Source organism: Deinococcus terrestris (assembly GCF_009377345.1).
Lineage (GTDB): Bacteria > Deinococcota > Deinococci > Deinococcales > Deinococcaceae > Deinococcus > Deinococcus terrestris.
Window position 1 is genome coordinate 569424 of the sequence record NZ_WBSL01000001.1, and the last position, 22623, is coordinate 592046.

A 22623-nucleotide genomic window follows, 5' to 3' on the forward strand; every position below is an offset into this window, starting at 1 on the left:
GCTTCAGCCTGCCGGATTCTTCATCCTTTCTCAAAGAAAGGGGGATTACACTCGGAGGCAGTGAAGCGATTGATTCTCCTCGCGCCGCTGCTGCTTGCTCCCGGCGCCTCGGCGGCTCCCCGCGTGTGGGCGCACGACGGCTACACCCGCGCCGTTTTCGACCTGCCCCGCGTGACCACGGCGAGCAGCGCCGTGAAGGGCCAGACCGTGACGGTCAAGCTCGGCCTGAGCCTCCCAGCCGCCTCGGGCAAGCTCACGGTGACGGGCCTAAGTGCCTACAGCGTCAGCGGCAGCACGGTCACCCTCACCCTGACGCCGGGCTTCTCGGGGGCGCGGGTGGAGGTGCTGCCCGCTGGGGGAGGCCAGCCCGCACGGCTGGTGGTGGATGCCCTGCGGGCCTCGGCGGCAGTGACTCCGGCGCAGCCCGCTGCCACGCCGACACCCAAACCCGCTGCCGCCGTCACCCGCCCCGCGAGCACGGCGAAGGTCACGCGCCCCCGCGTGGTGCTGGACGCCGGGCACGGCGGGAACGACCCCGGCATGCAGAGCCGCTGGGTGAGGGAATCGTCGGTCAATCTGGACGTGGCCCTGCGGGTGCGCCGCGAGCTTCAGCAACATGGAGTGGACGTGGTGATGACCCGCGAGACCGACCGCCACCTCCACGCCAACAAGGCCACCGACCTCGACCTGCGTTCCAGGCTGGCGAAAAACGATGACACCGCCGCCTTTATCAGCATCCACGTGAACGCCTCGACCAATCCGGCCGCGCACGGGGTCGAAACCTACTACTTCGGGCAACCTATGCCGGGCCGCAGCCGCAGCCTCGCCATTCAGGAAAACGGCGGCGGCTCGGTGGGCCAGCAGCTCACCCAGCAGGCCACCAACAGCGCCCAGAGCCTGCTCGGCGACCTGCTCGTGCAGGCCAAGCTCGCCTTCTCGCGCCAGCTCGCCCAGAAGGTGCAGGCGAGTCTGGTCAAAGCAACGGGGGCCTTGAACCGGGGCGTCCTCACCGACGCCTTTTACGTCATCCGCAATCCCACCACGCCCGCCATCCTGATCGAGATCGGCTTCGGTTCCAATCCTGTCGAGGGCGCCAAGCTTTCCCAGGAGGCCTACCGCGAGCGCATCGCGGTGTCCATCGCGCGGGCGATTCTGGATTTTTTGAACACGAAGTAGCGCGTGATACCTGCCGCTACCGCCGCCCCTTGACCATCCAGGCGTGTTCGCCCACCCCCGCGGCCTGATTCGCGGCGCGGGCCATCACAAACAGCAGGTCGGAGACGCGGTTGAGGTAGATCTGCGCGTGCTCACCGATCTCCTCCTCATGGGCGAGGCGAATCACCTCGCGCTCGGCGCGGCGGGCGACCGTGCGGGCCACGTGCAGGGCGGCGGCGGCGGGCGTGCCCCCCGGATGCACGAAGCCGGTAAAGGGCGGGGCCTCCTCCTGATAGCGGTCGATCATCGCCTCCAGGTGGGCCACGTCCTGCGCGTCGATGCGGCTGAGTTTCTGGCCGTAAGGACTCTCCTGCCGGGTGGCGAGGTCGGCCCCGAGGTCGAACAGCGCGTTCTGGAGGTATTCCAGGTCGGGGTCCAGCGGCCCGGCCTCCAGCGCCCGCGCCAGTCCCACCGCCGAGTTGAGTTCGTCCACGGTGCCGTAGGCCTCGACCCGCACGTGCGCCTTGCTGACCCGGTCGGCGCCGTACAGCCCGGTGGAGCCGCCGTCGCCCGTCTTGGTGTAGAGCTTCATGGGGGACAGGATAGGGCGCGGGAGAGGTGACCCCCGGCCTGCGCCCGGCTCCCGCTGCCCGGTCTTACCCGGTCCGGCCCGTCCGCTCCGTCAGCTCGCGCACCCGCGCGGCCAGCTCGGGCGTGAGGTCGCCTTCCCCGAAGCGCCAGGTCCAGTTCTGCGGCCCGGTGGTGCCCGGCAGGTTCATGCGGGCCTCGGTGCCGAGGTTGAGCAGGTCTTGCAGCGGCACGACCGCGAGATTCGCCCGGCTGCCAAAGGCCAGCTCAGTGAGCTGCCACGCGAACGTCTCCTCGCGTGGATCGCTGCTGGTGTAGACCCGGAAGTTGTGCCGCTCCTGCTCGGCGGCGGCGGCCCACCACCCGCGCGAGGTGTCGTTGTCGTGGGTGCCGGTGTAGACGACCTGGTTTTCCCGCAGGTTGTGCGGCAGGAAGTCGTTTACCGAGAAGTCGCCGCCCCCGAAGGCGAATTGCAGCACCGCCATGCCCGGCAGCCCGAAGTCGTCGCGCAGCGCCTCCACGTCGGGGGTGATCACGCCGAGGTCCTCGGCGATGACGGGGAGGCTGCCCAGCGCCCCGCGCACCGCCTCCAGCATCTCGCGGCCCTGGGCGGGGACCCACTCGCCCTGAATCGCGGTTTCCGCCGGAAAGGGAATCTCCCACGAGGCCGCGAAGCCCCGGAAGTGGTCGATGCGAATCAGGTCGTACAGCTTCAGGCTGCCCTGAAAGCGGCGAATCCACCACGCGTAGCCTTCAGCGGCCATCGCGTCCCAGCGGTAGAGCGGATTGCCCCAGAGTTGCCCGGTCTCCGAGAAGTAGTCCGGCGGCACCCCCGCGACCACCGTGGGTTGCCCCCGGTCATCAAACTTGAAGCCGCCGCGCTCGGCCCATACGTCGCTGGAGTCGAGCGCCACGAAAATCGGGATGTCTCCGATCACCTGCACGCCCCTCGCGCGGGCGTACTCGCGCAGCGCCCCCCACTGCCGGAAGAACAGGAACTGCCCGAAGGCCACCCGCTCGGCGTCGGTCGCCAGCCGCTCGCGGGCCGCCGCCAGTGCCCCGGCCTCGCGGTCGCGCAGCTCAGGCGCCCACCCGGTCCAGGCCGCGCCGCCGTGCTCGGCCTTCAGCGCCATGAACAGGGCGTAGTCGTTCAGCCAGCCCGCTTCCTCCTGCTGAAAGGCGGCGAACTCAGCCCGCAGCCCCGGCACTTCCCCCGCCGCGAACCGGGCGTGGGCGCGGTCCAGCATCCGGTTGCGCCACACGTACTGGAGGCCGAAGTCCACCCGGCCAGGGTCGAAGGTAGGCTGGTCCGCGAAGTCGGCGTCCGCCAGTAGACCTTCTTCGCGCAGGGTGGCGAGGTCTACGAGATACGGATTTCCGGCAAAGGCGCTGAACGCCTGATACGGGCTGTCGCCGTAGCCGGTGGGACCCAGGGGCAACACCTGCCAGGACCGCTGCCCGGCTGCCGCGAGCCAGTCGATGAAGGCGCGGGCCGCTTGCCCCAGTTCCCCAATCCCGTGGGGACCGGGCAGGCTGGTGGGATGCAGCAGCACGCCGCTGGAACGTTGAAGAGTCATGGATGGAGCCTCCAGGGGTCGGGGGTGAAAACGGACTGGAAGTGATTCCAGTCTTGCGGGCCGCATTGTACCCATTCGTACCGGCTGGGGCGGCAGCAGGGGGCGGGAGCCGACGTTCAGCCCCCGCCCCCGTGACCTGCCGCTCAGCTGTAGGTGACTTCCAGGACCTCAAACTTGGCCGTGCCCTTGGGCAGCGGCACGGGCACCACGTCTCCCTCGCGGCGGCCCAGCAGCGCCTGACCGATGGGGCTGGCGTCGCTGATCTTGCCCTTCAGGACGTCGACCTCGTAGGTGCCCACGAGTTCGAACTGCCGCTCCTGGCCCTTCTCGTCGCGCACCCGCACGCGGGCGCCCAGGCCGATGCCGCCGGAGGAGTCCTCGGCCACGATCAGGGCGCGTTCGAGCTGGTCCTCAATCTCGACGATGCGCGATTCGTTCTCGCTCTGCTGCATGCGGGCCTCGTCGTAGGCGGCACTCTCGCGCAGGTCGCCGTCGGCGATGGCCGAGCCCATGTACTCGCTGATCTGCTCGCGCCGGGTGGTCTTGAGATGTTCGAGCGTCTCACGCAGCTTGTCGTAGCCGCGCTGGGTCATGGAAATGCGTTCTCTGGTCATAGCGGCCCAGTATAGGAAAAGCGGCGGGGGTGTGGGGCGCGGCTCTAGAACCCCGCTCCCGCCCGCGTCACCATCAAGCGGACCTCGTGCGGGCTGGTCGCCGCCGCGAGCGCCTCGTCCATGTGAATCAGCCCGTGCTGATAGAGCTGCACGAGGTGCTGGTCGAAGGTATGCATCCCCCGGATGTTGTCTTCCATCAGGGCACTCTTGATCAGCGGGGTCTTGTCCTCGTCCTTGATGTAGTCCTGAATCAGGGGGGTGTTGAGCAGGATTTCCGTGCCCACCACCCGCCCCGCCCCGTCGGCCCGCGAGAGCAGACGCTGGCTCACGATCCCGACGAGCGACTCCGCGAGCTGCACCCGCACCTGACCCCGCTCGTGCGGCGGAAAGAAGTCGATGATGCGGTTGACGCTGCGGATGGCGTCCTGGGTGTGGAGGGTGGAGAGCACGAGGTGCCCCGTCTGCGCCGCCGAGAGCGCGGCTTCTACCGTGTCCTTGTCGCGCATCTCGCCGATCATGATCACGTCGGGGTCCTGGCGCAGCGCGTACTTCAGCGCCGTGCGGAAGTCGCGCGTATCGGGGCCGATCTCGCGCTGCACCACGAGGCTCTTGCCGTGGCGGTGCAGGTACTCGATAGGGTCTTCGATGGTGATGATGTGCCGGGCGTGTGTGCGGTTGATGTGGTCGATCAGCGCCGCGAGCGTGGTGCTTTTGCCGCTGCCCGTCGGCCCGGTCACGAGGACGAGGCCACGCGGCATGTCGGCCAGCGAGCGCAGCACGTCGGCGGGCAGCCCCAGCGTGTCGAAGCTGGGGATATGTTCGTTCACCGTCCGCATCACGATGCCAATCACCCCGCGCTGCTTGAACACGTTGCAGCGGAAGCGGCCCAGCCCCGGCACGCTGTAGGCGAGGTCGATCTCCTGCCCGTAGCCCACGTCCTCCCACTGCTCCGGGGACAGGATGGCCTGCGCGAGCGCCGAGGTGTCGGCGGGCATCAGCACCTCCTCCCCGAAGGGAATCAGCCCCCCGTTCAGCCTTCCGACCGGGGGGCTGCCGACCTGAAGGTGAACGTCCGACGCCCGGCGGGAGACCATCTCGCGCAGCAGCTCGTCGAGGGTCAGCACGCGGGGGTCGCCTCCAGCTCGGGAAAGAGGGGCATGTTGTCGATCAGCCGGACGCCGAACAGCCGGGCGGCCACGAGCACGCGGGTCATGGAGTCATTCTCCACGGCGGGTCTTTCGCGCATGTCACCGTCCACGACCGCGAGGTAATCGACCGTGAGGTCCGGCTCCTCCGCCAGCACCGCCAGCCCCGATTGCCGCAGCGCCCCCGTGTCCCGCTCGCCCGAGGCCGCCGCCGCCTGCACCGCCCGCAGCGCCCGCGAGAGCACGCTGGCCCGCGCCCGCTGCTCCGGCGAGAGGTAGCTGTTGCGGCTGCTCAGGGCCAGCCCCGACGCCTCGCGCACGGTGGGTACGCCCACGATCTCGACGGGCACCGAGAGGTCGCGCACCATCCGCCGCACCACCGCGAGCTGCTGCCAGTCCTTTTCCCCGAAGTAGGCCCGGTCCGGCCCCACGAGGTTCAGCAGTTTGAGCACCACCGTCGCCACCCCGTCGAAGTGGCCGGGGCGCGACTCGCCCTCCAGTGGCCCGGCCACGCCCCCCACCCGCACGGTGGTCGCGTAGCCGGGGGGGTACATCGCCTCCGCCTCCGGGTGAAACAGCACGTCGGCCCCCGCCCCGCCTGCCAGCGCGAGGTCGCCCTCCAGATCACGGGGATAGCGCGACAGGTCCTCGCCCGGGCCGAACTGGGTGGGGTTCACGAACACGCTGACCACCACCATCTCGCACTCGGCGCGGGCACGGCGAATGAGTTCGGCGTGGCCCTCGTGCAGGTAGCCCATCGTGGGGACGAACCCCACCCGGCCCCGCCCGGCCAACGCTGAGCGCACCTCGGCGGGGTCGCGCAGCAGCGTGGGGGTCAATTGTCCAGCCCCAGGGCGCCCAGCACGAGGTCCAGCAGCCAGGAGATCACCGTCAAGATCAGCGCTCCCACGATGGCGGCTCCGAAGCCCGCCACGTTCAGCGCCGTCAGTCCCGCCACCAGCCATAGCACCACGCCGTTCACGACCAGGGTAAAGAGGCCCAGCGTCAGTACGTTGACGGGCAGGCTGAGCAGCAGCAGCACCGGGCGGATCAGCGCGTTCACGATGCCCAGCACCAGCGCAGCCAGGATGATGCTCACCACGTCCGCCCCCGGCGCGAAGCTGACCCCGCCGTACACCCGCGTCACGAGGTACAGCGCCAGCGCGTTGACCAGCAGCCGAATCAAGAAGCCCATGCCCGGAGCATAAACCGGACCTGGGCTGCGGGGGAGGGTGTGGGGGCAGGCGGTGGGAACGTCTCTGCCCGCGCCGGAGAGGCCGACCGGGACTGGGATCAGGCCAGCCGCACGATCCGCGCCTCATTTGAGCGCAGGTCTGCCCCTGCCTCCGGCCGATCCCCCAGGCTGCTCAGCAGCGTCTCGCCGGGGCCGACTTTCACTGCCCGCGCCTCCCCGCCAAAATTGAGCAGGACCGCCAGCCGTGCGCCCTCCAACGTGCGCTCGAAGGCGAACACGTCCGCGTGCCCGGTGTCCAGCGAGCGGTACTCGCCGCCCACCAGCGCCGGATGCTCGCGCCGTAGCCGGGTCAGCGCCCGGAAGTAGTGCAGGTCGCTCGCGGGGTCGGCCTCCTGCGCGGCGACGTTGACCTCGCGGAAGTTCTCCGCGACCGGCAGCCAGGGAGTCACCTCCTCCGGCGCGAAGCCCGCATTCGGCGAGGCGTCCCACTGCATCGGCGTGCGCTCGGGGTCGCGGCTGGCGCTGGGCACGTCGGGCTGCTGCAGGCCCGCCGGGTCCACCATCTGCTCGAAGGGGACGGGGACGTTCTCCATGCCGATCTCGTCGCCGTAGTAGACGGTGGGCGTGCCGCGCAGGGTGAGCAGCAGCGTCTGGGCGACGCGGTATTGATCGGCGCCCACCCGCGTCTTGAAACGGTGCTGGTCGTGGTTCCCCAGCACCCAGTTGGGCCACGAGTGCGCCTCCCGGCAGGCCGCGTCGTACCCGTCCACGAAGGCGCGAATCTCGCGGGCGTCCCAGGGCATCTGGATCAGGTGGAAGTTGAAGGGCAGGTGCGCGAGCGGTTCCTCCGGCGTGCCGCTGTAGCGCAGCAGCCGCTCGGTGGGGAGGTAGATCTCACCCACCATCATCCGGTCGCCAAACTCGTCGAGCACCTCGCGCATCCTCCGCACGTAGCGCAGGGTCTGGGGCTGGTCGTTGGTGTAGATGTGCAGCGTCTGCGCGTACTCGATCATGCCGGGGCGCCACTCGGGGTTGATCGGCTCGTCCAGAAAACGCTCGTCCTCGGCCAAGAGGTTCAGCACGTCCACCCGGAACCCGTCCACCCCCCGCCGCATCCAGAAGCGCAGCACCTCCAGCATGGCGGCCTGCACGTCAGGGTTACTCCAGTTGAGGTCCGGCTGCGAGGGCAGGAACTGGTGAAGGTAATACTGCCCGCTCGCTTCGTCCAGCGTCCACGCCGGGCCGCCGAAGTGCGACTTCCAGTTGTTCGGGGGGCCGCCGTCCGGGGCCGGGTCGCGCCAGACGTACCAATCGCGTTTTGCGCTTCCCCGCCCCGTCAGCGCCTCCCGGAACCACGCATGGTCGCTCGACGTGTGGTTGGGCACGTAGTCCAGCATGACCTTCAGGCCCAGGCGGTGCGCTTCCTCCACCAGCGCGTCGAAGTCTGAGAGCGTGCCGAACAGCGGGTCGATGTCGCAGTAGTCGGCCACGTCGTACCCGAAGTCGCGCATGGGCGACACGAAGATGGGGGAGAGCCACACCGCCTCCACCCCGAGCGAGGCGACATAGGGCAGCCGCCGGGTGATCCCGCGCAGGTCGCCCACCCCGTCGCCGGAATCGTCCTGAAAGGACCGGGGGTAGATCTGGTAGATGGTGCCGCGCTGCCACCACTTCAGTTCGCCGGGCTGCTGACTGGAGGAAGGCTGTGTCATGCTGCCCAGCGTAGTCCCGCCGGGGAGCCGGAACCTAGAGCCTCCGCTTATGCCCGTGCCGGGGGCAGGCGCGTGGACCGGCTGGGGGAGACGGGAACGATGCCGTTCTGCGAACGCTTTGCGCACAGGCGCACACCGGGCGGCCGCCCTTCCCCCGAGCCTCCAGCCCAGTGAACCGGCCTAACGGTGCGCCTCAATCACGATGGTGCCGCCCTGCAAGCGGGCCAGTTCTGCACCCTCGTTGCCCTCCAGCCGCTTCATGTTGCCCAGGCCGCCGCCTTCGGGGGCGCGGGCCACGGCGTCCCCGATGCGAATCTGCGCTGAGGCGATGGGCCGTGCCCACACGATGGCGCCCACGTTGCCGCCGTATCCGGCATGCACCACCCCTCGTAGCGCTCCCATCACGATCACGTCCCCGCCCGCGACGATCTCGGCGCCCGGATTCACGTCGCCCAGGATCACCACGCTGCCCCGGTACTCGCCCCGGAAGCCCGCGCGGACGCCGTGGGGCAAGATCACCGTTCGGGCGCTGCCCTCCTCCTCGCCCTCGGCGGTGGGGGCGGCCACGGTCACGCGGGGTGCCCGGACGCGGCCCGGCGTGCCCCCGGCCTCACGAATCGCGGCGAGCGCAGCTTCCAGGGCGGCGGGGTCAGCGTCTCCGGCCACCTCCAGGGTGACGTGGGCGGCGAGCAGTTCGGCGCGGGGGGCCAGGGCCTGCGCCACGGTCCCGGCGGTGTCGCCCGGTTCGAGAAGGAGGTTCATGCCGCCGAGCGTGCCGCGAAGCTTCATCGGCGCCCACTCTACTCGCCCGGATGCGGGAGCTTCACACTCGGCACATGGCGGGGCGGGCATGGTATAGAATGTGCCCCATGCTGATTTCGGAGGGCACCCTTGGTGCAGCTTGATCCCGGCGCGGTCGTCGAGGGCCGCGTCACGCGCGTGACCGATTTCGGGGCGTTTATCCAGTTCGAGAACGGTGAGACGGGCCTCGTCCACATCTCGCAGATTGCCCACTCCTTCGTCCGCAACATCCATGACCATGTCCGCGAGGGCGAGACGATCGAGGTCAAGGTGCTGGGCCGCGACGAGCGGGGCCGACTCGACCTCTCCATCAAGGAGCTGCTCGAAGAGCCCGAGGAGGTGCCGCGTCCCCGCGCCATCGGGCGCCAGAGCCCGCAGTTTGAGGCCAAGCTGCGGTCCTTCATGCGTGACGCCAAGGAGCGCACCACGAGCGGCGGTGGCGGCGGCAAGCGCGGCGCCACTCCCGGCAAGCGCAAGAAGTAAGCCCCCCGCCCTTTCATTCCCGTCTGGACACCCGCCCCGCCTCACCGCGTGCCGGGTGTTCTTCTTTGCCCACAGGAGGTGTCAAGGTGACCCAGGAGACGCAGGCAGACGTGATCGTGGTGGGCGCGGGCCTCGCCGGGCTGGTGGCCGCCGCTGAGATTGCCGACGCGGGACGGCGGGTGCTGCTGCTCGACCAGGAGGGCGAACAGAACCTCGGGGGGCAGGCCCACTGGTCCTTCGGGGGCCTCTTTCTGGTGGATTCGCCCGAGCAGCGGCGGCTGGGCATCCGCGACTCGCGCGAGCTGGCCTGGACCGACTGGCAGAACACGGCGGGCTTCGACCGCGCCGACGACCACTGGCCCAGGGCCTGGGCCGAGGCCTACGTGGACTTCGCGGCGGGCGAGAAGCGGAGCTGGCTGACGGACATGGGCCTGCGCTTCTTCCCGGCGGTGGGTTGGGCCGAGCGCGGGTTTCAGGGGGCGGGTGGCCCCGGCAACTCGGTGCCGCGCTTCCACATCACCTGGGGCACCGGGCCGGGCGTGCTGGAGCCCTTCGTGCGGCGGGTGCAGGAACACGCGGCGGCAGGACGTGTTCAGATGCGTTTCCGCCACCGCGTCCGTGGCCTGATTGAAGAGGGCGGCGCGGTTGTGGGCGTGTACGGCGACGTGCTGGAGGCCTCCGATGTAGGCCGGGGCGAGGCCAGTTCGCGCGTCGTCGTGGACGATTTCGCGCTGCGGGCGGGCGCGGTCGTCGTGACCTCGGGGGGGCTGGGGGGCAACCTCGCACGGGTGCGGCGCAACTGGCCTGCGGCGCGGATGGGACCGCCGCCCGCCTTCCTGCTCAGCGGGGTGCCCCAGCATGTGGACGGCGAGTTGCAGGCCCAGGTCGCCGCCCAGGGCGCCAGCCTGATTCACCCCGACCGCATGTGGCACTACACCGAGGGGCTGCGCAACTGGGACCCCATCTGGCCGCACCACGGCATCCGGGTGCTGCCGGGGCCGAGCAGCCTGTGGCTGGACCCGACCGGGCGGCGGCTGCCACACCCTCACTACCCCGGCGCGGACACGCTGGGCACGCTGTCGTACATCACGGGTCAGGGTTACCCTTACACCTGGTTCCTGCTCAACCGGGCGATCATCAAGAAGGAATTCGCCCTCTCCGGTTCCGAGCAGAACCCAGACCTGACGGGCCGCGACCTGCGGCGCACGCTGGGCCGGGTGGGGCGGGCGGTGCAGGCCCCCGTGCAAGCGTTCCTCGACCACGGCGAGGACTTCGTGACGGCCCCCGACCTGCCCGGCCTCATTGCGGGAATGAATCGCCTGACCGGAACGGACCTCGTGGACCTTGCCACCGTCGAGCGGGAGGTGCGGGAGCGGGACCTGCAAGTGCTCAACCGGGCGGGCAAAGACCCACAACTCGCGCTGGTGCGGGGAGCGCGGGCGCTCGTCGGTGAGCGGCTGATCCGGGTGGTGCCGCCCGCTCCACTCCTTGACCCCGCCCACAGCCCGCTGATCGCCGTTCGCATGAACATCCTGACCCGCAAGACGCTGGGCGGTCTGGAAACCGACCTCCAGGGCCGGGTGCTGCGGCCCGGCGGCGACCCCATCCCTGGCCTGTACGCGGCGGGCGAGGTCGCGGGCTTCGGCGGGGGCGGCATGCACGGCTACCGCTCGCTGGAGGGAACGTTCCTGGGAGGCTGCCTCTTTTCCGGGCAGGTGGCCGGGCGGGCGAGCGCGGGGGCGGTGTAGCGGCTGGCGGTGTAGGCTGGCCCATGCGTCCCCTGCTTCCCCTCGGCGGTGTGGCCCTCGCCCTCGTGCTGAGCGGCTGCGGCGAACCTGGCCTGGACCTCCGCACGCCCTCCGACGCCCGTGAGTACGTGCGGCTGTGCGCCCTGGGCCGACCGGACATCTATTGCAAGGCCATGCTTCCTACCTTGAGGGAGGTGCAGGGTCCGGTGAGCGTCATCCTCGGCGGAGGGACGGAGGGCCTGACCCGCTATCTGGCTGGGCGGGGCCTGACCGTGGCCGACTTTCAGCGCGACCCGGCCCTGCAAGCGGCATTTGCCCGCGCCAACATCTTCCCGGTGGGGCGGCTCAGCACGGGCACCCACCGAACACTGGACGGCAAGGCGCATGCGGTGAGGTGCTGGCCCGACATGGAGCCCCGCGCCGGGGAACCTCCCTACAGTGAGGACTGGTGCCAGATCGGCGAGTTCAGGGCCATCAACCGACTCCACCACTTCAAGGACGCGGTCGGCAGCATCTATAGCACCGTGCCTTCTGGGCCGGACGACTTTTCCTCCTTCTTCCCCTTCTAAAGTCGCCCTGGGCCGTTTTAACCCCCGCGTAACCGCCGGGCGGCAGACTCGTCCCATGAAGAAGAACCTCTCCCTGCTGGCCCTGACCGGGACGCTCGCGCTGGGCACCTTCGTGGGCTTCGAACTCTCCGAACGCACCAGCGCCCAGGTGACGGGGGCATTGCCCGCCACATCGGCGCCCGCAACTTCGGGCACCTCCACTACCAGCGACACTTCCGCCACCGCCGACGCCTCCCGCGCCCGCACCCAGTCCGAGACGAACACCGTACAGGTGGTCAAGGCCCGGCAGGACGGCGTGGTCTATGTCGAGGTCACGGACCGGGGCGGCGACAGCAGCCCGCAGGCGCAGCTCCGGCGAGACATGCAGGAACGCTTCGGTTTCGAGCTGCCCCAGCAGGGCCCCCAGGAGAGCGCGGGCAGCGGCTTTTTCGTGAACGCGCAGGGCGACATCCTGACGAACAACCACGTCGTGGAGGGCGCCGACGAGATCACCATCCGCCTGCACGGCAGCAACCAGTCGTATACGGCGAAGGTGGTGGGCCGCGCCCCCGACTTCGACCTCGCGCTGATCCGCGCCGAGGGCCTGCCGCGTGAGGCCATCCGGCCGATCCCGCTGGGGCAGGTCGAGGGGCTGGAGGTGGGCCTCAAGGCCATCGCGCTGGGCGCCCCCTTCGGGCTGGAATTCAGCGTGTCGGAGGGCATCATCTCCAGCCTGGAACGCACCGTGCCCGTGGGGGCCAAGGGCGTCGAGCAGAATGTGATCCAGACCGACGCGGCGATCAACCCCGGCAACTCGGGCGGGCCGCTGCTCGACTCGGCGGGGCAGGTCATCGGCGTGAACACCCAGATTCTGACCGGGGGCATCGGCCAGAGCGCGGGCGTGGGCTTCGCGGTCCCGGTGGACACCGTGCGCCGCCTTCTCCCGCAGCTTCAGCGCGGCGGCGAGGTCCAGACGCCCACCCTGGGCCTGGGCTTCCGGGACGTGACGAGTTTCACGGCCGAGGAGCGGCAGCAGGCGGGCCTGCCTGATCAGGGCGCGGTCGTCCTTCAGGTTTACCCCGGCAGCCCCGCCGAGCGGGCCGGACTGCGCGGCAGCACCGCCTCCACCGGGCAGGGGAACGAACCCGTGCAGGGCGGCGACGTGATCGTCGCGGTGGACGGTCAGCCGCTGGAAGACGCCTCCGACCTGCCCCGCGCGGTGATTGGCAAGCAGATCGGGGACACCCTGCGCCTCACCGTGCAGCGGGATGGGCAGCAGCGCGAGGTGACGGTGCCGCTGCAAGCCTTCGCCCTGCCCGAGAGCGGGGAATAACTGCAATCAGGGAGGGGGCCGGGGTGTCTGTTGCCCCGGCCCCCCTCCCTTGCCGCCCTCACTCCACCGGGAACTCCTCGTCCAGCGCGGCCAGCAGCGCCTGCGGATCGTCGTGGAGGGGGTCGTGCCCCTCCACCCCCGGATGGCCCCCGCAGCGCAGCAAAATACAGGGCACCCCGGCCTTGCGTGCCGCTTCCGCGTCGTAGGGGGTGTCGCCGACCATCAACGCGGCCCCGGCGGGCAGGGCCAGGGTGTGCAGCCCGGCCTTCACGAGGTCCGGGTCGGGCTTGCTGTTCTCCACGTCGCTGCTGCTGACGCGCTCCAGCTTCAGGTCGTCCAGCCCGATCTGCCGCAGCAGCGCGTCCACGATCTCGGCCTCGCCGCTGGTCGCCAGGACCACCCGCAGGCCGCGTGCCCGCAGTCCCTCGATCAGGGCGCGGGCACCGGGGGTGGAGCGCAGGTTGGAAATCAGGGTCCGGAAGTGCCGGACCCAGCCGTCCGTCAGGCGCTGGCCCTGCTCGCTCTCGGCATCCAGCCCGGTCAGCTCGGGCACCAGCTTGTCGCCGCCCATGCCGATCAGGGGAAAGACCTCCTCTGGGGTCTTTTCGAACCCCTCGTCGGCCAGCGCCGCTGACCACGCGCGAGCGTGCGCCAGATTGGAGTCGGCCAGGGTGCCGTCCACGTCGAGGAGAACGCCGCGCAGGCGTTCCGGGCTCAGCAGGTCACGTTGGGTCATCGCGCCAGCGTAGGGGCCAGGGGGGATGGGCCGCCTTGAGCGCCTCTTGAGCGACGTGGCCCGGCCTGCTGCTCTGGACCGCTGCTGTTTGTACAGGCTGGCAATTTCAGGATACCCCGCGTCTGGAACGGGCTCCGGCCGCTGCATAAGGCGGCCTGTCCGGGGGGACTGTCAAGCCGAGCCTGTCATCTTCCGGAGCGGCAGGGAGTCCTAGGAAGTGGTGGCACGCCCTCAGAACGCAAAAAAAGCCCCCCGAGACGAAGGGCTTGAGGGGGTGGGGACATGCTGGCTTTAAAATTGACATTCTCAGCCTAATTCGCCAAGTGTGTCTGTCGAGACGCCCCGGACATGTTACCTCCCGGGGCGACGAACACGGTGTTTTCTGGCTGCATAAAGGTGGATGTCATAGGCCTTGTGAAGCTGAGTTTGTCACAAGTTCTGACGGTTATGCAGCCGCCGCAGGCCTGCCCCTCAACACCCGCGCAGCACTACGCGTCAACTCAGAAACGCCCGGCGGGTCACCTCCACCTAAGCGACACGAACAGCCGACCGCTGTAAGGCACACGTCATAGATGAAGAACTACGCTCAAAACCTGAACCAGACTCTCATCTGGTAGCTCCGTCACGGGCATCACCGCGTGCTCTGAGATGGACTGAGGAGACCCGATGTTCAAGCGTTCCCCCCTGCTGCTGCTCTCCCTTCCCCTCCTGCTCGCCGCCTGTGGTGGCACCCAGAAAGCGCCCCAGAACCCCGGTGGGGAACTGGTGTCTCTCCAGATCGGGCTCGGTTCGGCCTCGACTTCAGCCGGGCTGATCTCCACCCAGGGCCTGCCCACCGGCGGCTTCGTCCCGGCCAGCGCCTTTGTCAAGGTCAAGGTGCGCAGCGAAGGGGGCGATCTAGTTACCTTCAACAAGGGCGTCTACGCGCCTAAGGGAGACGGCGACCAGTTCCTGACCCTGAACGTCACCAACAACTTCGGCCAGACCGTCCTGCTGCCCAAGGGCAAGTACACCTTCGAGAGCATCGTCAAGGACGGGCAGAGCGACCAGGCGACCCAGGGCACCCTGCTTGCCTATGGCCCCGCCAGGCTCACCGATGTGAACGCGCAGAGTGGTTCGGTGCGCCTGACCGTGCACGCGGTGATGAACCCCGCCGCCGCGGCCCTGCGCTTTGCGATGCCCACCGACGTGCTGTACACCGGCGACGTGTCGAGCCTGCGCCTGCAGGTGCCGACCCATACCGTCGGCGGCAAGAGCTTCGCCGTGCCCACGACTGACTACTCAGTGGGGGCCTACGTCGCCTCGCGCGGCAGCATCATCGAGCGCACCGCCAGCAAGCTGGGCGTCTCGTTCGCGGCCACCGGCAGCGCCGAAGATCCCAGCGTGCGCGTCTCGGTGCCGGTGACCGGCTGGGTCCAGACCGGGCCCGAGCGCGCCGAACAGACCACCTCCCCGGTGGAGTTCATGCACACCGTGAGCGCGAACGCGGTCACCCTCGACACCGAAGCGCCCCTGGCCAGCATCACCACCCAGAAGGTGGCGGCGGGCACCGTGGTTACGGTGAGCGGCACCGCGAGCGACCCCGGTGGGCGCCTGACCGAGGCCCGGCTGTACGACGGCACCACCCTGGTGGCCAGCAGCGCCGTGAACGAGCAGGGGAACGGAGTCGCAGCCCTGACCTTCGAGCCGGGCACCGACCGCTGGCAGGCGGGCTGGCAAAGCCCGGCGAGCGGCAGCGCCCGACTGACCCTGGTCGTCAACGACGACGCGGGCAACGAAACCAGCGCCGAGCAGGAGATCACGGTGGAGGGAGGCGCGACTGGCGGGACCATGCCGCTGACCCCGGTGGCAGACCCCGCGGCCTTGCGCTACGTGATGACCCCCGGCGAGACGAAGGTCTTCGTCTTCGACGTGCCTGAGGGCACCAACCCCTCCTTCGCCCAGATGATGATTGTCGACAGCCGCGACTGGACGGACTCTAGGGCGTGCAGGCCGGATCCCATGGAGCCCGGCATGGGGGGGGGAGAACGCCTGATAAAGGTGACCATCACCGACGCGCTCACTGGCGAGCCCGTGACCCCGACGATCGACTCGCCGTGCATGACTGGTCTCTCCTACACACGCACCGCCTGGGGATACATAGGCAGCCTCGACGCCCTGAAGGATCTGAAGTTCACCGTCACCAACCTGTCCGGCGCGTCCCTGGAGATCAACCCCAACTTCGACGTCGGCAACTGAAGCCCGGTGGGCTGGGCCTGAGCTCACGCCCCAACACCCATGGCCCTGGCGCACAGTCAGGGCCCTTCCCTTTGCCTCTTAATCTTCCCCCTGTGTCAGATGCAACATGGGGCAGGAGGTCCCCATGACCGGGAACCAAGTAGGCGTGTAGGGCCGCCAGCGAGACGTGCTGCATACCATCGCTGGCCTCGAGAACGTGGGCGAGCTGATCACCACCGCCCGCATCGCCGCCGAGCTCAGCCTGCCCCGCCAGAACATCCGGGGCTACCTCCTCGCCCTGCGTGAGCACGGCCTGGTCCACTGCCCCCACCGAGCGCCACACCACCCCCATCCGCCTCACCGACGCCGGGTGGCAGGAGCGCGGCGTGGCACGCGTCCACGGGGCAGCTAGCCTCGTGCTGGCCGAGGTTGAGCGCTCTTGGAGTTATAGGGACAACCCATCTTTATATGGCTTCTTTGCTGTGCTGAACAGGGTTTTTCGAAAGAGCCGGGCCATACGTGTAAAGCTAAGCATGTCCCTGTATCGGTTTATGCAGCCCTACGGGGTAAGCTGGCCGAAACGCATAAGGGCGTATGCACCTTCTACGACAACGAAAAAGCCCCCAGGGAGGGGACTTTATGCAGCAGGGACAAATTGACCTTTATAAGGACAAACTCGTTTTAACTTGTCAGTGTCACTGGCTGAGCTGACCGATGATCGAGAACATCGGCAGAAACATCCCCGCCACGATGGTGCCCACAATGGCCCCCAGAAAAACGATCATCAACGGTTCGATGGCGGCGGTCAGGCTCTCGACAGCCTCGTCCACCTCGCGGTCGTAGAAGTCGCCCACCTTGCCCAGCATGGAATCCAGGGCGCCGGTCTCCTCACCGATCGACACCATGCTGACGACCATCGGTGGGAAGACCTTGCTCGTCGCCAGGCTCGCGCTCATCGGCTCGCCCACCATCACGACGTTCTTGGCGTTCTCGATGGTCTCTTCCACGATGGCGTTATTGGCGGTGCCCTTGGTAATTTCCAGGCTCTCGATGATGTTCACGCCGCTGCTGATCAGGAGGCCGAAGGTGCGGGCGAAGGACGCGATGGCGCTCTTTTGCAGCAGGTTGCCGAACACCGGCAGCCGCAGCTTGATGTCGTCGATGGTGTGGCGGCCCTTGGGTGTCTTGTAGATGTAGCGGTACGCCACCACGATCACGGCGATTCCCAGGAAAATCAGCGGCCCCGAACTTTTCAGAAAGTCCGACACCGCCATCAGCATTCGGGTGATGAAGGGCAGCGGCGCGTTGAGCTGCGCCAGAATCCCCGCGAACTGCGGCACGATGGTGGTCAACAGGAAGTACGTGATGCCCAGCGCAAAGACCAGCACCATGACCGGGTAGGTCATCGCGCTCTTGATCTTGCCGCGCAGGGCGAGTTCCTTTTCCTGGAAGGCCGCGATGCGCTCCAGAATGGCGTCCAGCGTGCCGCTTGTCTCGCCCGCCCGCACGAGGTTGACATACAGGCGGTTAAAGACCTTGGGGTGCTTGACGATGGCCTCGCTGAGCGGCGTGCCGCCCTCTACGTCGGTGCGAATGCTCGCCACGATGCCCTGAAAGGTCTTGTGCTCGATCTGCTTTTGCAGGATGGCGAGTGACTGCACCAGCGGCACGCCCGCGTTGATCAGCGTGGCGAGCTGCTTGGAAAAGACTGCCACCTGCTTGAGGCCAGGGGGGCGGTCGCTCAGGCCCGGAATCTTGACGTCGGCGTTGAGGCCTGTCTTGGGGGGCTTGATCTCGACGATAAAGACGTTCTTGGCCCGCAGGGCGTCGCGGACCTGCCGCTCGGTCTCGGCCTCCATCTGGGACTTCAGGACCTTCCCGGAGCGGTCCCGGACGCGGTATTCGTAGACCGGCATGGCGGTGACTATAGTGGCGGGGGTCTTGCGTTCCCCTTACAACGGGCGCGGGCGCCCGGCCCTGAACCTCCCATGAACACACCCTTACCCAGCGGGGTCGTCCCCCAGATCACTCAGGCCGCCGCCGTCCTTACCGGGGGCGGCGTGGTCGGCTACCCCTCCGAGACGGTCTGGGGCCTCGCCGCGCACCCGGCCTCCCCCCAGGGGCTGACCGCCCTCTTCACCCTCAAGGGCCGCGACCCCGCCAAGCCCGTGCAGGTATCGTGCCTGGACGCGGCCCGCGCCCGTCCCCTGACCCGGACACCGGAGGTCGTGGACGCCCTCGCCGGACTGTGGCCGGGGCCGCTGACGCTGGTGCTGCCCGCCTCGGACGCCTGCCCGCCCCCCCTTGCCCCCGGCGGCTGGGTGGGGCTGCGGGTGCCCGACCATCCGGTCGCCTCGGCACTGCTCGCCGCCTGCGGGGGCCTGCTCGCCACGACCAGTCTCAACCCCGCCGGACTCCCCGCCGCCCGCACCCACGCCGAAGCGGAGGGCTACGGCCTGGGCATTTTTCTTCTGCCCGACGGCGGTGTGCCCGCGCGGGGCGAGGCGAGCACGGTGGTGCGGGTGGGGCCGGAGGGCGGGCTGAAGGTGCTGCGTGAGGGAGCGCTCCCGGTGGCCGAGGTGAGGGCGCGGTTGGAAGGCCGCCGCCCGTGACCCCGACCCCCGAGCAACTCGTCGGCGCGGCCCTGCTCGCCTCCGGACGCCCGGTGACCCGGCGCGAGGTGGCCGAACTGCTCGGCCTGCCCGAGGAAGCCGCCGCCCGGCTGCTGGACGCCTTCGCCGCCCGGCTGCGGGAGGCGGGGTTGGGCTTTGAAGTGGAGGCCGTCGCGGGGGGCTACCGCCTGGTGGTGCCCCCGGCCCTCTCGGCCCACCTCGCGCCGCTGCTGGCCCCGCCGCCGCTGCCCGCGCTGAGTGCCGCCGCGCTGGAGGTTCTGGCGATCATCGCCTACCGCCAGCCTGTCACCCGCGCCGAGATCGAGGCGATGCGCGGCGGCAGCGCGGGCACCGTGGTCACCTTGCAGGAACGCGAACTCGTGAAGGTGGTGGGCCGCTCGGACGCGGTGGGCCAGCCCCTGCTGTACGGCACCACCGACCGCTTTCTGCTGGAATTCGGCCTGACCGGGCTGGAGGAGTTGCCCCCGCTGGAGGGCGCCGAGTTCGCCGGGCTGCTGCGGGGGTAGGGGAGGGGTCAGCGGTCGGTGCCCGGTGAAGGCCGACCGCCCAAGGCTGATACCTTCTGTCCCATGCCCGCCCACCTGCCCACCGCCACCGACCTCGCCCGCGCCGTTCAGTCCGGTGACACCACCCCGCAGACCCTGTTGGAGGAAGCCCGCGCCCGCATCGAGGCGGCCCGCGACCTCAACGCGGTCGTCAGCCTGAACGTGGGGGCGGATGAGACGGCGGCGCAGGTGGCCGGGCGGGTGGCGGCGGGGGAGACATTGCCGCTCGCGGGGGTGCCGCTGGTCCTCAAGGACAACCTCAATGCTCGGGGCACGCCGACGACCTGCGGCAGCCGCATTCTGGCGAACTATGTCTCGCCCTACGACGCGACGGTGGTGGAGCGGCTGACGGCGGCGGGGGCCGTGATCGTCGGCAAGGCGAACATGGACGAGTTCGCCATGGGGTCCAGCACCGAGACGAGCGCCTGCGGCCCTACCCTCAACCCCTGGGACCGCTCGCGGGTGCCCGGCGGCAGCAGCGGCGGCAGCGCGGCGGCGGTGGCGGCGGGCCTCGTCCCGGTCAGTCTGGGAAGCGATACGGGCGGCTCGGTGCGGCAGCCTGCCGCGCTGACGGGCGTATACGGCCTCAAGCCCACCTACGGACGGGTCAGCCGCTACGGGCTGGTGGCCTACGCGAGCAGCCTGGATCAGATCGGCCCCTTCGCGCGGTCGGCGGCCGACCTCGCGCTCGTCATGAACGTGATCGCCGGGCACGACCCCCGCGACGCGACCAGCCTGGACGCGCCCCCGGCCTTCCGCACGGGCACCCCAGACGAACTCCGAGGCCTGCGGGTTGGCGTGATCCGTGAGAGCCTGGAGGGAAACACGGCGGGGGTGGAGGCAGCCTTAGACGGCATGCTCGCCGCCCTGCGCGGGGCCGGGGCCGAGGTGCGCGAGGTCAGCCTGCCCCACCTGCGGCACGCCATCGCCACCTATTACCTGATCGCCATGCCGGAGGCGAGCAGCAACCTCGCCCGCTATGACGGCATGGTCTACGGCGAGCGCGTCCCCGCCGGGGACGTGACCGGCAGCATGACGGCGACCCGCGAGCGCGGCTTCGGGGACGAGGTCAAGCGGCGCATCCTGATCGGCACCTATGCGCTGTCCAGCGGTTACTACGACGCCTACTACAGCCGGGCGATGCGGGTGCGCCGATTGATCGCCGACGACTTCGCGCGGGCGTTTGGCGACTTCGACTTGCTCGTCTCACCCACCAGCCCTTTCCCGGCGTTCCGGTTGGGCGAAAAGACCCAGGATTCCCTCAGCATGTACGCCGCCGACGTGGATACGGTGGCGGTCAACCTCGCCGGGCTGCCCGCGCTGAGCGTGCCCGCCGGATTCGAGACGGTGGACGGGGTGCGCCTGCCCGTCGGTGTGCAGTTCATCGCGCCTGCGCTGGCCGACGAGCGGCTGACGGCGCTGGCGGGCGCGTTAGAGGCGATGGGTGCGGTTCGGGTGGAAGTGGCGCCGGGCTATGCCGACTGATCCTGTCACCTCTCTGGAAGAGACCCTGGACCTCATCGAACAGGAAGCGTTGAACGCGGCGGAGGTGGATTGGACGCGGGTAAGGGCAGAGTGCCGTGCCCTGGCTGCGTCGGCACAGACGCCTGCCGACACCTACCCGGCCCTGCGGCACGCGCTGAGTGCCCTGAACGACCACCACAGCCATCTGCGCCTGCCCGACGCGGGCACCACCCACCGGGGGCTGCTGGGGGTGTACTACACGCGGGGAGTGGTGGCTTTCGTCTTTCCGGGAAGCCCGGCAGCTCTGTCGGATATTCGGCCCGGCGACCGAATCCAGCGTGTGCAGGGCAAGCCTGTGGGGGATGGGGTGAACGACGGCCTGCCGCCCAACCTCGTGGTGACCCTGGAAGTTGAGCGGGCTGGGAAGAGGCGCGTTCTGGCGCTCACGCGGACAGAGGTCCCCGTCGTGCCGCCGGAACCACAGGGTCACTTGGCTGCGCCGGGTGTGGGCCTGGTAACCCTGCCTGACTGCGATCTGGAGGGCCTGCTCGCGGACGGCACCCCATACGAGGAGCGGGTGCGGGGGCTGCTGCTGGACCTCGCCGCGCAGGGGGCAAACCGCTGGGTCGTGGACCTGCGGCGCAACCTCGGCGGCAACATGTGGCCCATGCTGGCCGGAATCGGGCCACTCACGGGCGAGGGGGAACTCGGAGCCTTCGTGGGCCGTGCGGAGCGCTGGTCCTGGCGCTATGAGGGGGGCGCGGCTCTGGTGGGCGAGGAGGTGATGCGGCGTGTGAATGGTCCGGTGCTGCCTGCCCTGTCGGGCGACCGGCCAGTGGCCGTCCTGACTTCGCCCCTCACGGCCAGTAGCGGTGAGATTCTGGCCCTGTCGTTCGTGGGGCGGCAGGGGACCCGGCTGTTTGGCGAGCCCACGCGCGGACTGACGACCTCCAATGCCCTCTACGACCTTCCTGGCGGCGCGGCCCTGCTTCTCACGACCGCCCAAGATGCCGACCGCACCGGCCAGGTGTATACCGGACCCATTCAGCCGAGCGTGACGCTCCTGACTGATTGGGCCGAGTTCCAGACGCCGCAGGACCCTGTGCTGAACGCTGCTCTGGCATGGTTGGCCGACTCCTGACCCCTCACGCCCACGCCCGCACCACCCGCAGCCGTTCGCCGTCGCCGTCCACCACGGCCACCAGCGACCCTTCCAGCGTGACCACATGCCGTCCCTGAGCAGGATGCGCCGGGCGCTTGCCCTGCCGCAGCTCGCGGGCGAGGCGCTCGTCGGCCTCAAGGGTGGGGAAGTCCAGCACGGCGAGGTCGGGCAAGCCTTCCGCGTCTGCCAGTCCGTCCATGTCTACCGCGTCCGCGAGGTCGTAACGGCCCACCCGCGTCCGCACCAGCCCGGCGAGGTGGGCGGGCACCCCCAGCGCCGCCCCCACGTCCCGTGCCAGCGAGCGCAGGTAGGTGCCGCTGCCCACGCGGGCACGGACGAGCAGGGTGGGAAAGTCGCCCAATGCGGGCGGGGGGGTGAAACTCCGCCCTGCCAGGTCCGGGGTCCACCCCTCCGCGCCCCGCGAAAAGGTCCGGGGGGCCTCGTTTACAGAGGAATAAAGGCCGAGCAACTCCAGCGCCTGAATCTCCACCGGACGCGCCTTCAACTCCAGCTCGCCCCCCGCCCGCGCTACCGCGTAGGCCCGCTGGCCGCCCACCTGAATGGCGGAATATTGCGGCGGCACCTGAAGCTGCGGCCCCAGGAATCCGTCCAGCACCTCGCGCACGCGGGTTTCGTCAGGCGGGGACACTTCGGTCTGCTCGGTGATGGGTCCCTCGGCGTCCAGCGTCGGTGTGCCCGCGCCGAGCGAAATCCAGGCGAGGTAGTCCTTGGAGTCGTGCTCCATGAACTGCACCAGTTTGGTGGAGTCGTCCACGCACAGCACCAGCACGCCGGTCGCCAGCGGGTCCAGCGTCCCGGTGTGGCCCACCCGCCGGGTGCCACGGGCACGGCGGGCGCGGTTCACCACGTCGTGAGAGGTCAGGCCGAGCGGTTTGTCCACGGCGATCACGGGCATAGGTCAGGCAGCGTAGCAGGGCCGGGAGTCAGGTGGCGGTGGCAGTGGCAG

22 protein-coding genes are annotated in these 22623 nt (G+C 69.4%); 11 read left to right on the plus strand and 11 right to left on the minus strand.

The window, feature by feature from the left end:
- Positions 1 to 60: 60 nt before the first annotated feature.
- Positions 61 to 1176, plus strand: a complete 1116-nt coding sequence (locus tag F8S09_RS02840) for an N-acetylmuramoyl-L-alanine amidase family protein (RefSeq protein ID WP_322618468.1) — start codon at positions 61 to 63, stop codon at positions 1174 to 1176.
- A gap of 16 nt (positions 1177 to 1192) precedes the next feature.
- Here F8S09_RS02840 and F8S09_RS02845 read toward each other — a convergent pair whose 3' ends face one another.
- From F8S09_RS02845 to F8S09_RS02880, 8 genes are all read right to left on the minus strand, one after another.
- Positions 1193 to 1747 carry a cob(I)yrinic acid a,c-diamide adenosyltransferase gene (locus F8S09_RS02845; protein WP_152868750.1) on the minus strand — a complete coding sequence of 185 codons (555 nt, stop codon included), beginning with the start codon at positions 1745 to 1747 and terminating at the stop codon, positions 1193 to 1195.
- 64 nt (positions 1748 to 1811) lie between these two features.
- Positions 1812 to 3320 (minus strand): 4-alpha-glucanotransferase, encoded by a 1509-nt coding sequence (malQ, locus tag F8S09_RS02850; RefSeq protein ID WP_152868752.1) that lies wholly within the window; start codon positions 3318 to 3320, stop codon positions 1812 to 1814.
- Positions 3321 to 3463: 143 nt separating this feature from the next.
- A complete protein-coding gene (locus F8S09_RS02855; RefSeq protein ID WP_152868754.1) occupies positions 3464 to 3934 on the minus strand; it encodes a transcription elongation factor GreA in 471 nt (156 codons plus the stop codon).
- A 44-nt stretch (positions 3935 to 3978) separates the two neighbouring features.
- On the minus strand, positions 3979 to 5055 hold the full coding sequence (locus tag F8S09_RS02860) for a type IV pilus twitching motility protein PilT (RefSeq protein WP_152869992.1): 1077 nt from the start codon (positions 5053 to 5055) through the stop codon (positions 3979 to 3981).
- Complete coding sequence (gene panC, locus F8S09_RS02865) at positions 5052 to 5918, minus strand: pantoate--beta-alanine ligase (RefSeq protein WP_227978435.1); 867 nt, start codon at positions 5916 to 5918, stop codon at positions 5052 to 5054. The genes F8S09_RS02860 and panC overlap by 4 nt, the downstream gene beginning before the upstream one ends.
- Positions 5915 to 6274, minus strand: coding sequence for a phage holin family protein (locus tag F8S09_RS02870; RefSeq protein WP_152868755.1), 360 nt, complete (start codon positions 6272 to 6274; stop codon positions 5915 to 5917). Before F8S09_RS02870 ends, panC begins: the two co-directional genes overlap by 4 nt.
- A 98-nt stretch (positions 6275 to 6372) precedes the next feature.
- Positions 6373 to 7986 carry an alpha-amylase family glycosyl hydrolase gene (locus tag F8S09_RS02875; protein ID WP_152868756.1) on the minus strand — a complete coding sequence of 538 codons (1614 nt, stop codon included), beginning with the start codon at positions 7984 to 7986 and terminating at the stop codon, positions 6373 to 6375.
- A gap of 180 nt (positions 7987 to 8166) precedes the next feature.
- Positions 8167 to 8775, minus strand: a complete 609-nt coding sequence (locus F8S09_RS02880; RefSeq protein ID WP_152868757.1) for a septum site-determining protein MinC — start codon at positions 8773 to 8775, stop codon at positions 8167 to 8169.
- Positions 8776 to 8877: 102 nt separating this feature from the next.
- Here F8S09_RS02880 and F8S09_RS02885 point away from each other — a divergent pair, with 102 nt between their 5' ends.
- From F8S09_RS02885 to F8S09_RS02900, 4 genes are all read left to right on the plus strand, one after another.
- Positions 8878 to 9270: a S1 RNA-binding domain-containing protein gene (locus F8S09_RS02885; protein ID WP_152868758.1), complete on the plus strand. Its 393-nt coding sequence runs from the start codon at positions 8878 to 8880 to the stop codon at positions 9268 to 9270.
- Positions 9271 to 9356: 86 nt separating this feature from the next.
- Positions 9357 to 11018: an FAD-binding dehydrogenase gene (locus tag F8S09_RS02890; protein WP_322618469.1), complete on the plus strand. Its 1662-nt coding sequence runs from the start codon at positions 9357 to 9359 to the stop codon at positions 11016 to 11018.
- A gap of 23 nt (positions 11019 to 11041) precedes the next feature.
- Entirely contained in the window at positions 11042 to 11587 is a 546-nt protein-coding gene (locus F8S09_RS02895; RefSeq protein ID WP_152868760.1) for a hypothetical protein, read from the plus strand.
- A gap of 55 nt (positions 11588 to 11642) precedes the next feature.
- A complete protein-coding gene (locus F8S09_RS02900) occupies positions 11643 to 12899 on the plus strand; it encodes a S1C family serine protease (protein WP_152868761.1) in 1257 nt (418 codons plus the stop codon).
- 58 nt (positions 12900 to 12957) lie between these two features.
- Here the strand turns inward: F8S09_RS02900 and F8S09_RS02905 are convergent, their stop codons facing one another.
- On the minus strand, positions 12958 to 13635 hold the full coding sequence (locus F8S09_RS02905; RefSeq protein ID WP_152868762.1) for an HAD family hydrolase: 678 nt from the start codon (positions 13633 to 13635) through the stop codon (positions 12958 to 12960).
- 666 nt (positions 13636 to 14301) lie between these two features.
- Here F8S09_RS02905 and F8S09_RS02910 point away from each other — a divergent pair.
- Entirely contained in the window at positions 14302 to 15873 is a 1572-nt protein-coding gene (locus tag F8S09_RS02910; RefSeq protein ID WP_152868763.1) for a hypothetical protein, read from the plus strand.
- Between the two features lie 166 nt (positions 15874 to 16039).
- The gene (locus F8S09_RS02915) at positions 16040 to 16264 is read left to right on the plus strand and encodes a hypothetical protein (RefSeq protein WP_152868764.1); all 225 of its coding nucleotides are present in this window, start codon (positions 16040 to 16042) and stop codon (positions 16262 to 16264) included.
- A gap of 283 nt (positions 16265 to 16547) precedes the next feature.
- On the opposite strand, the gene F8S09_RS02920 is transcribed toward F8S09_RS02915, so the two are convergent.
- Positions 16548 to 17768, minus strand: a complete 1221-nt coding sequence (locus F8S09_RS02920) for a type II secretion system F family protein (RefSeq protein WP_152868765.1) — start codon at positions 17766 to 17768, stop codon at positions 16548 to 16550.
- A 72-nt stretch (positions 17769 to 17840) separates the two neighbouring features.
- Between F8S09_RS02920 and F8S09_RS02925 the strand changes: the two genes are divergently transcribed.
- From F8S09_RS02925 to F8S09_RS02940, 4 genes are all read left to right on the plus strand, one after another.
- The gene (locus tag F8S09_RS02925) at positions 17841 to 18464 is read left to right on the plus strand and encodes an L-threonylcarbamoyladenylate synthase (protein ID WP_152868766.1); all 624 of its coding nucleotides are present in this window, start codon (positions 17841 to 17843) and stop codon (positions 18462 to 18464) included.
- Complete coding sequence (scpB, locus tag F8S09_RS02930; RefSeq protein ID WP_322618470.1) at positions 18461 to 18991, plus strand: SMC-Scp complex subunit ScpB; 531 nt, start codon at positions 18461 to 18463, stop codon at positions 18989 to 18991. Before F8S09_RS02925 ends, scpB begins: the two co-directional genes overlap by 4 nt.
- Before the next feature lie 63 nt (positions 18992 to 19054).
- Entirely contained in the window at positions 19055 to 20515 is a 1461-nt protein-coding gene (gatA, locus tag F8S09_RS02935) for an Asp-tRNA(Asn)/Glu-tRNA(Gln) amidotransferase subunit GatA (RefSeq protein WP_152868767.1), read from the plus strand.
- Positions 20505 to 21635, plus strand: coding sequence for a S41 family peptidase (locus tag F8S09_RS02940; protein WP_152868768.1), 1131 nt, complete (start codon positions 20505 to 20507; stop codon positions 21633 to 21635). Before gatA ends, F8S09_RS02940 begins: the two co-directional genes overlap by 11 nt.
- A 4-nt stretch (positions 21636 to 21639) precedes the next feature.
- Here F8S09_RS02940 and truB read toward each other — a convergent pair whose 3' ends face one another.
- Positions 21640 to 22572, minus strand: coding sequence for a tRNA pseudouridine(55) synthase TruB (gene truB, locus F8S09_RS02945; protein ID WP_152868769.1), 933 nt, complete (start codon positions 22570 to 22572; stop codon positions 21640 to 21642).
- Positions 22573 to 22623: the final 51 nt, after the last annotated feature.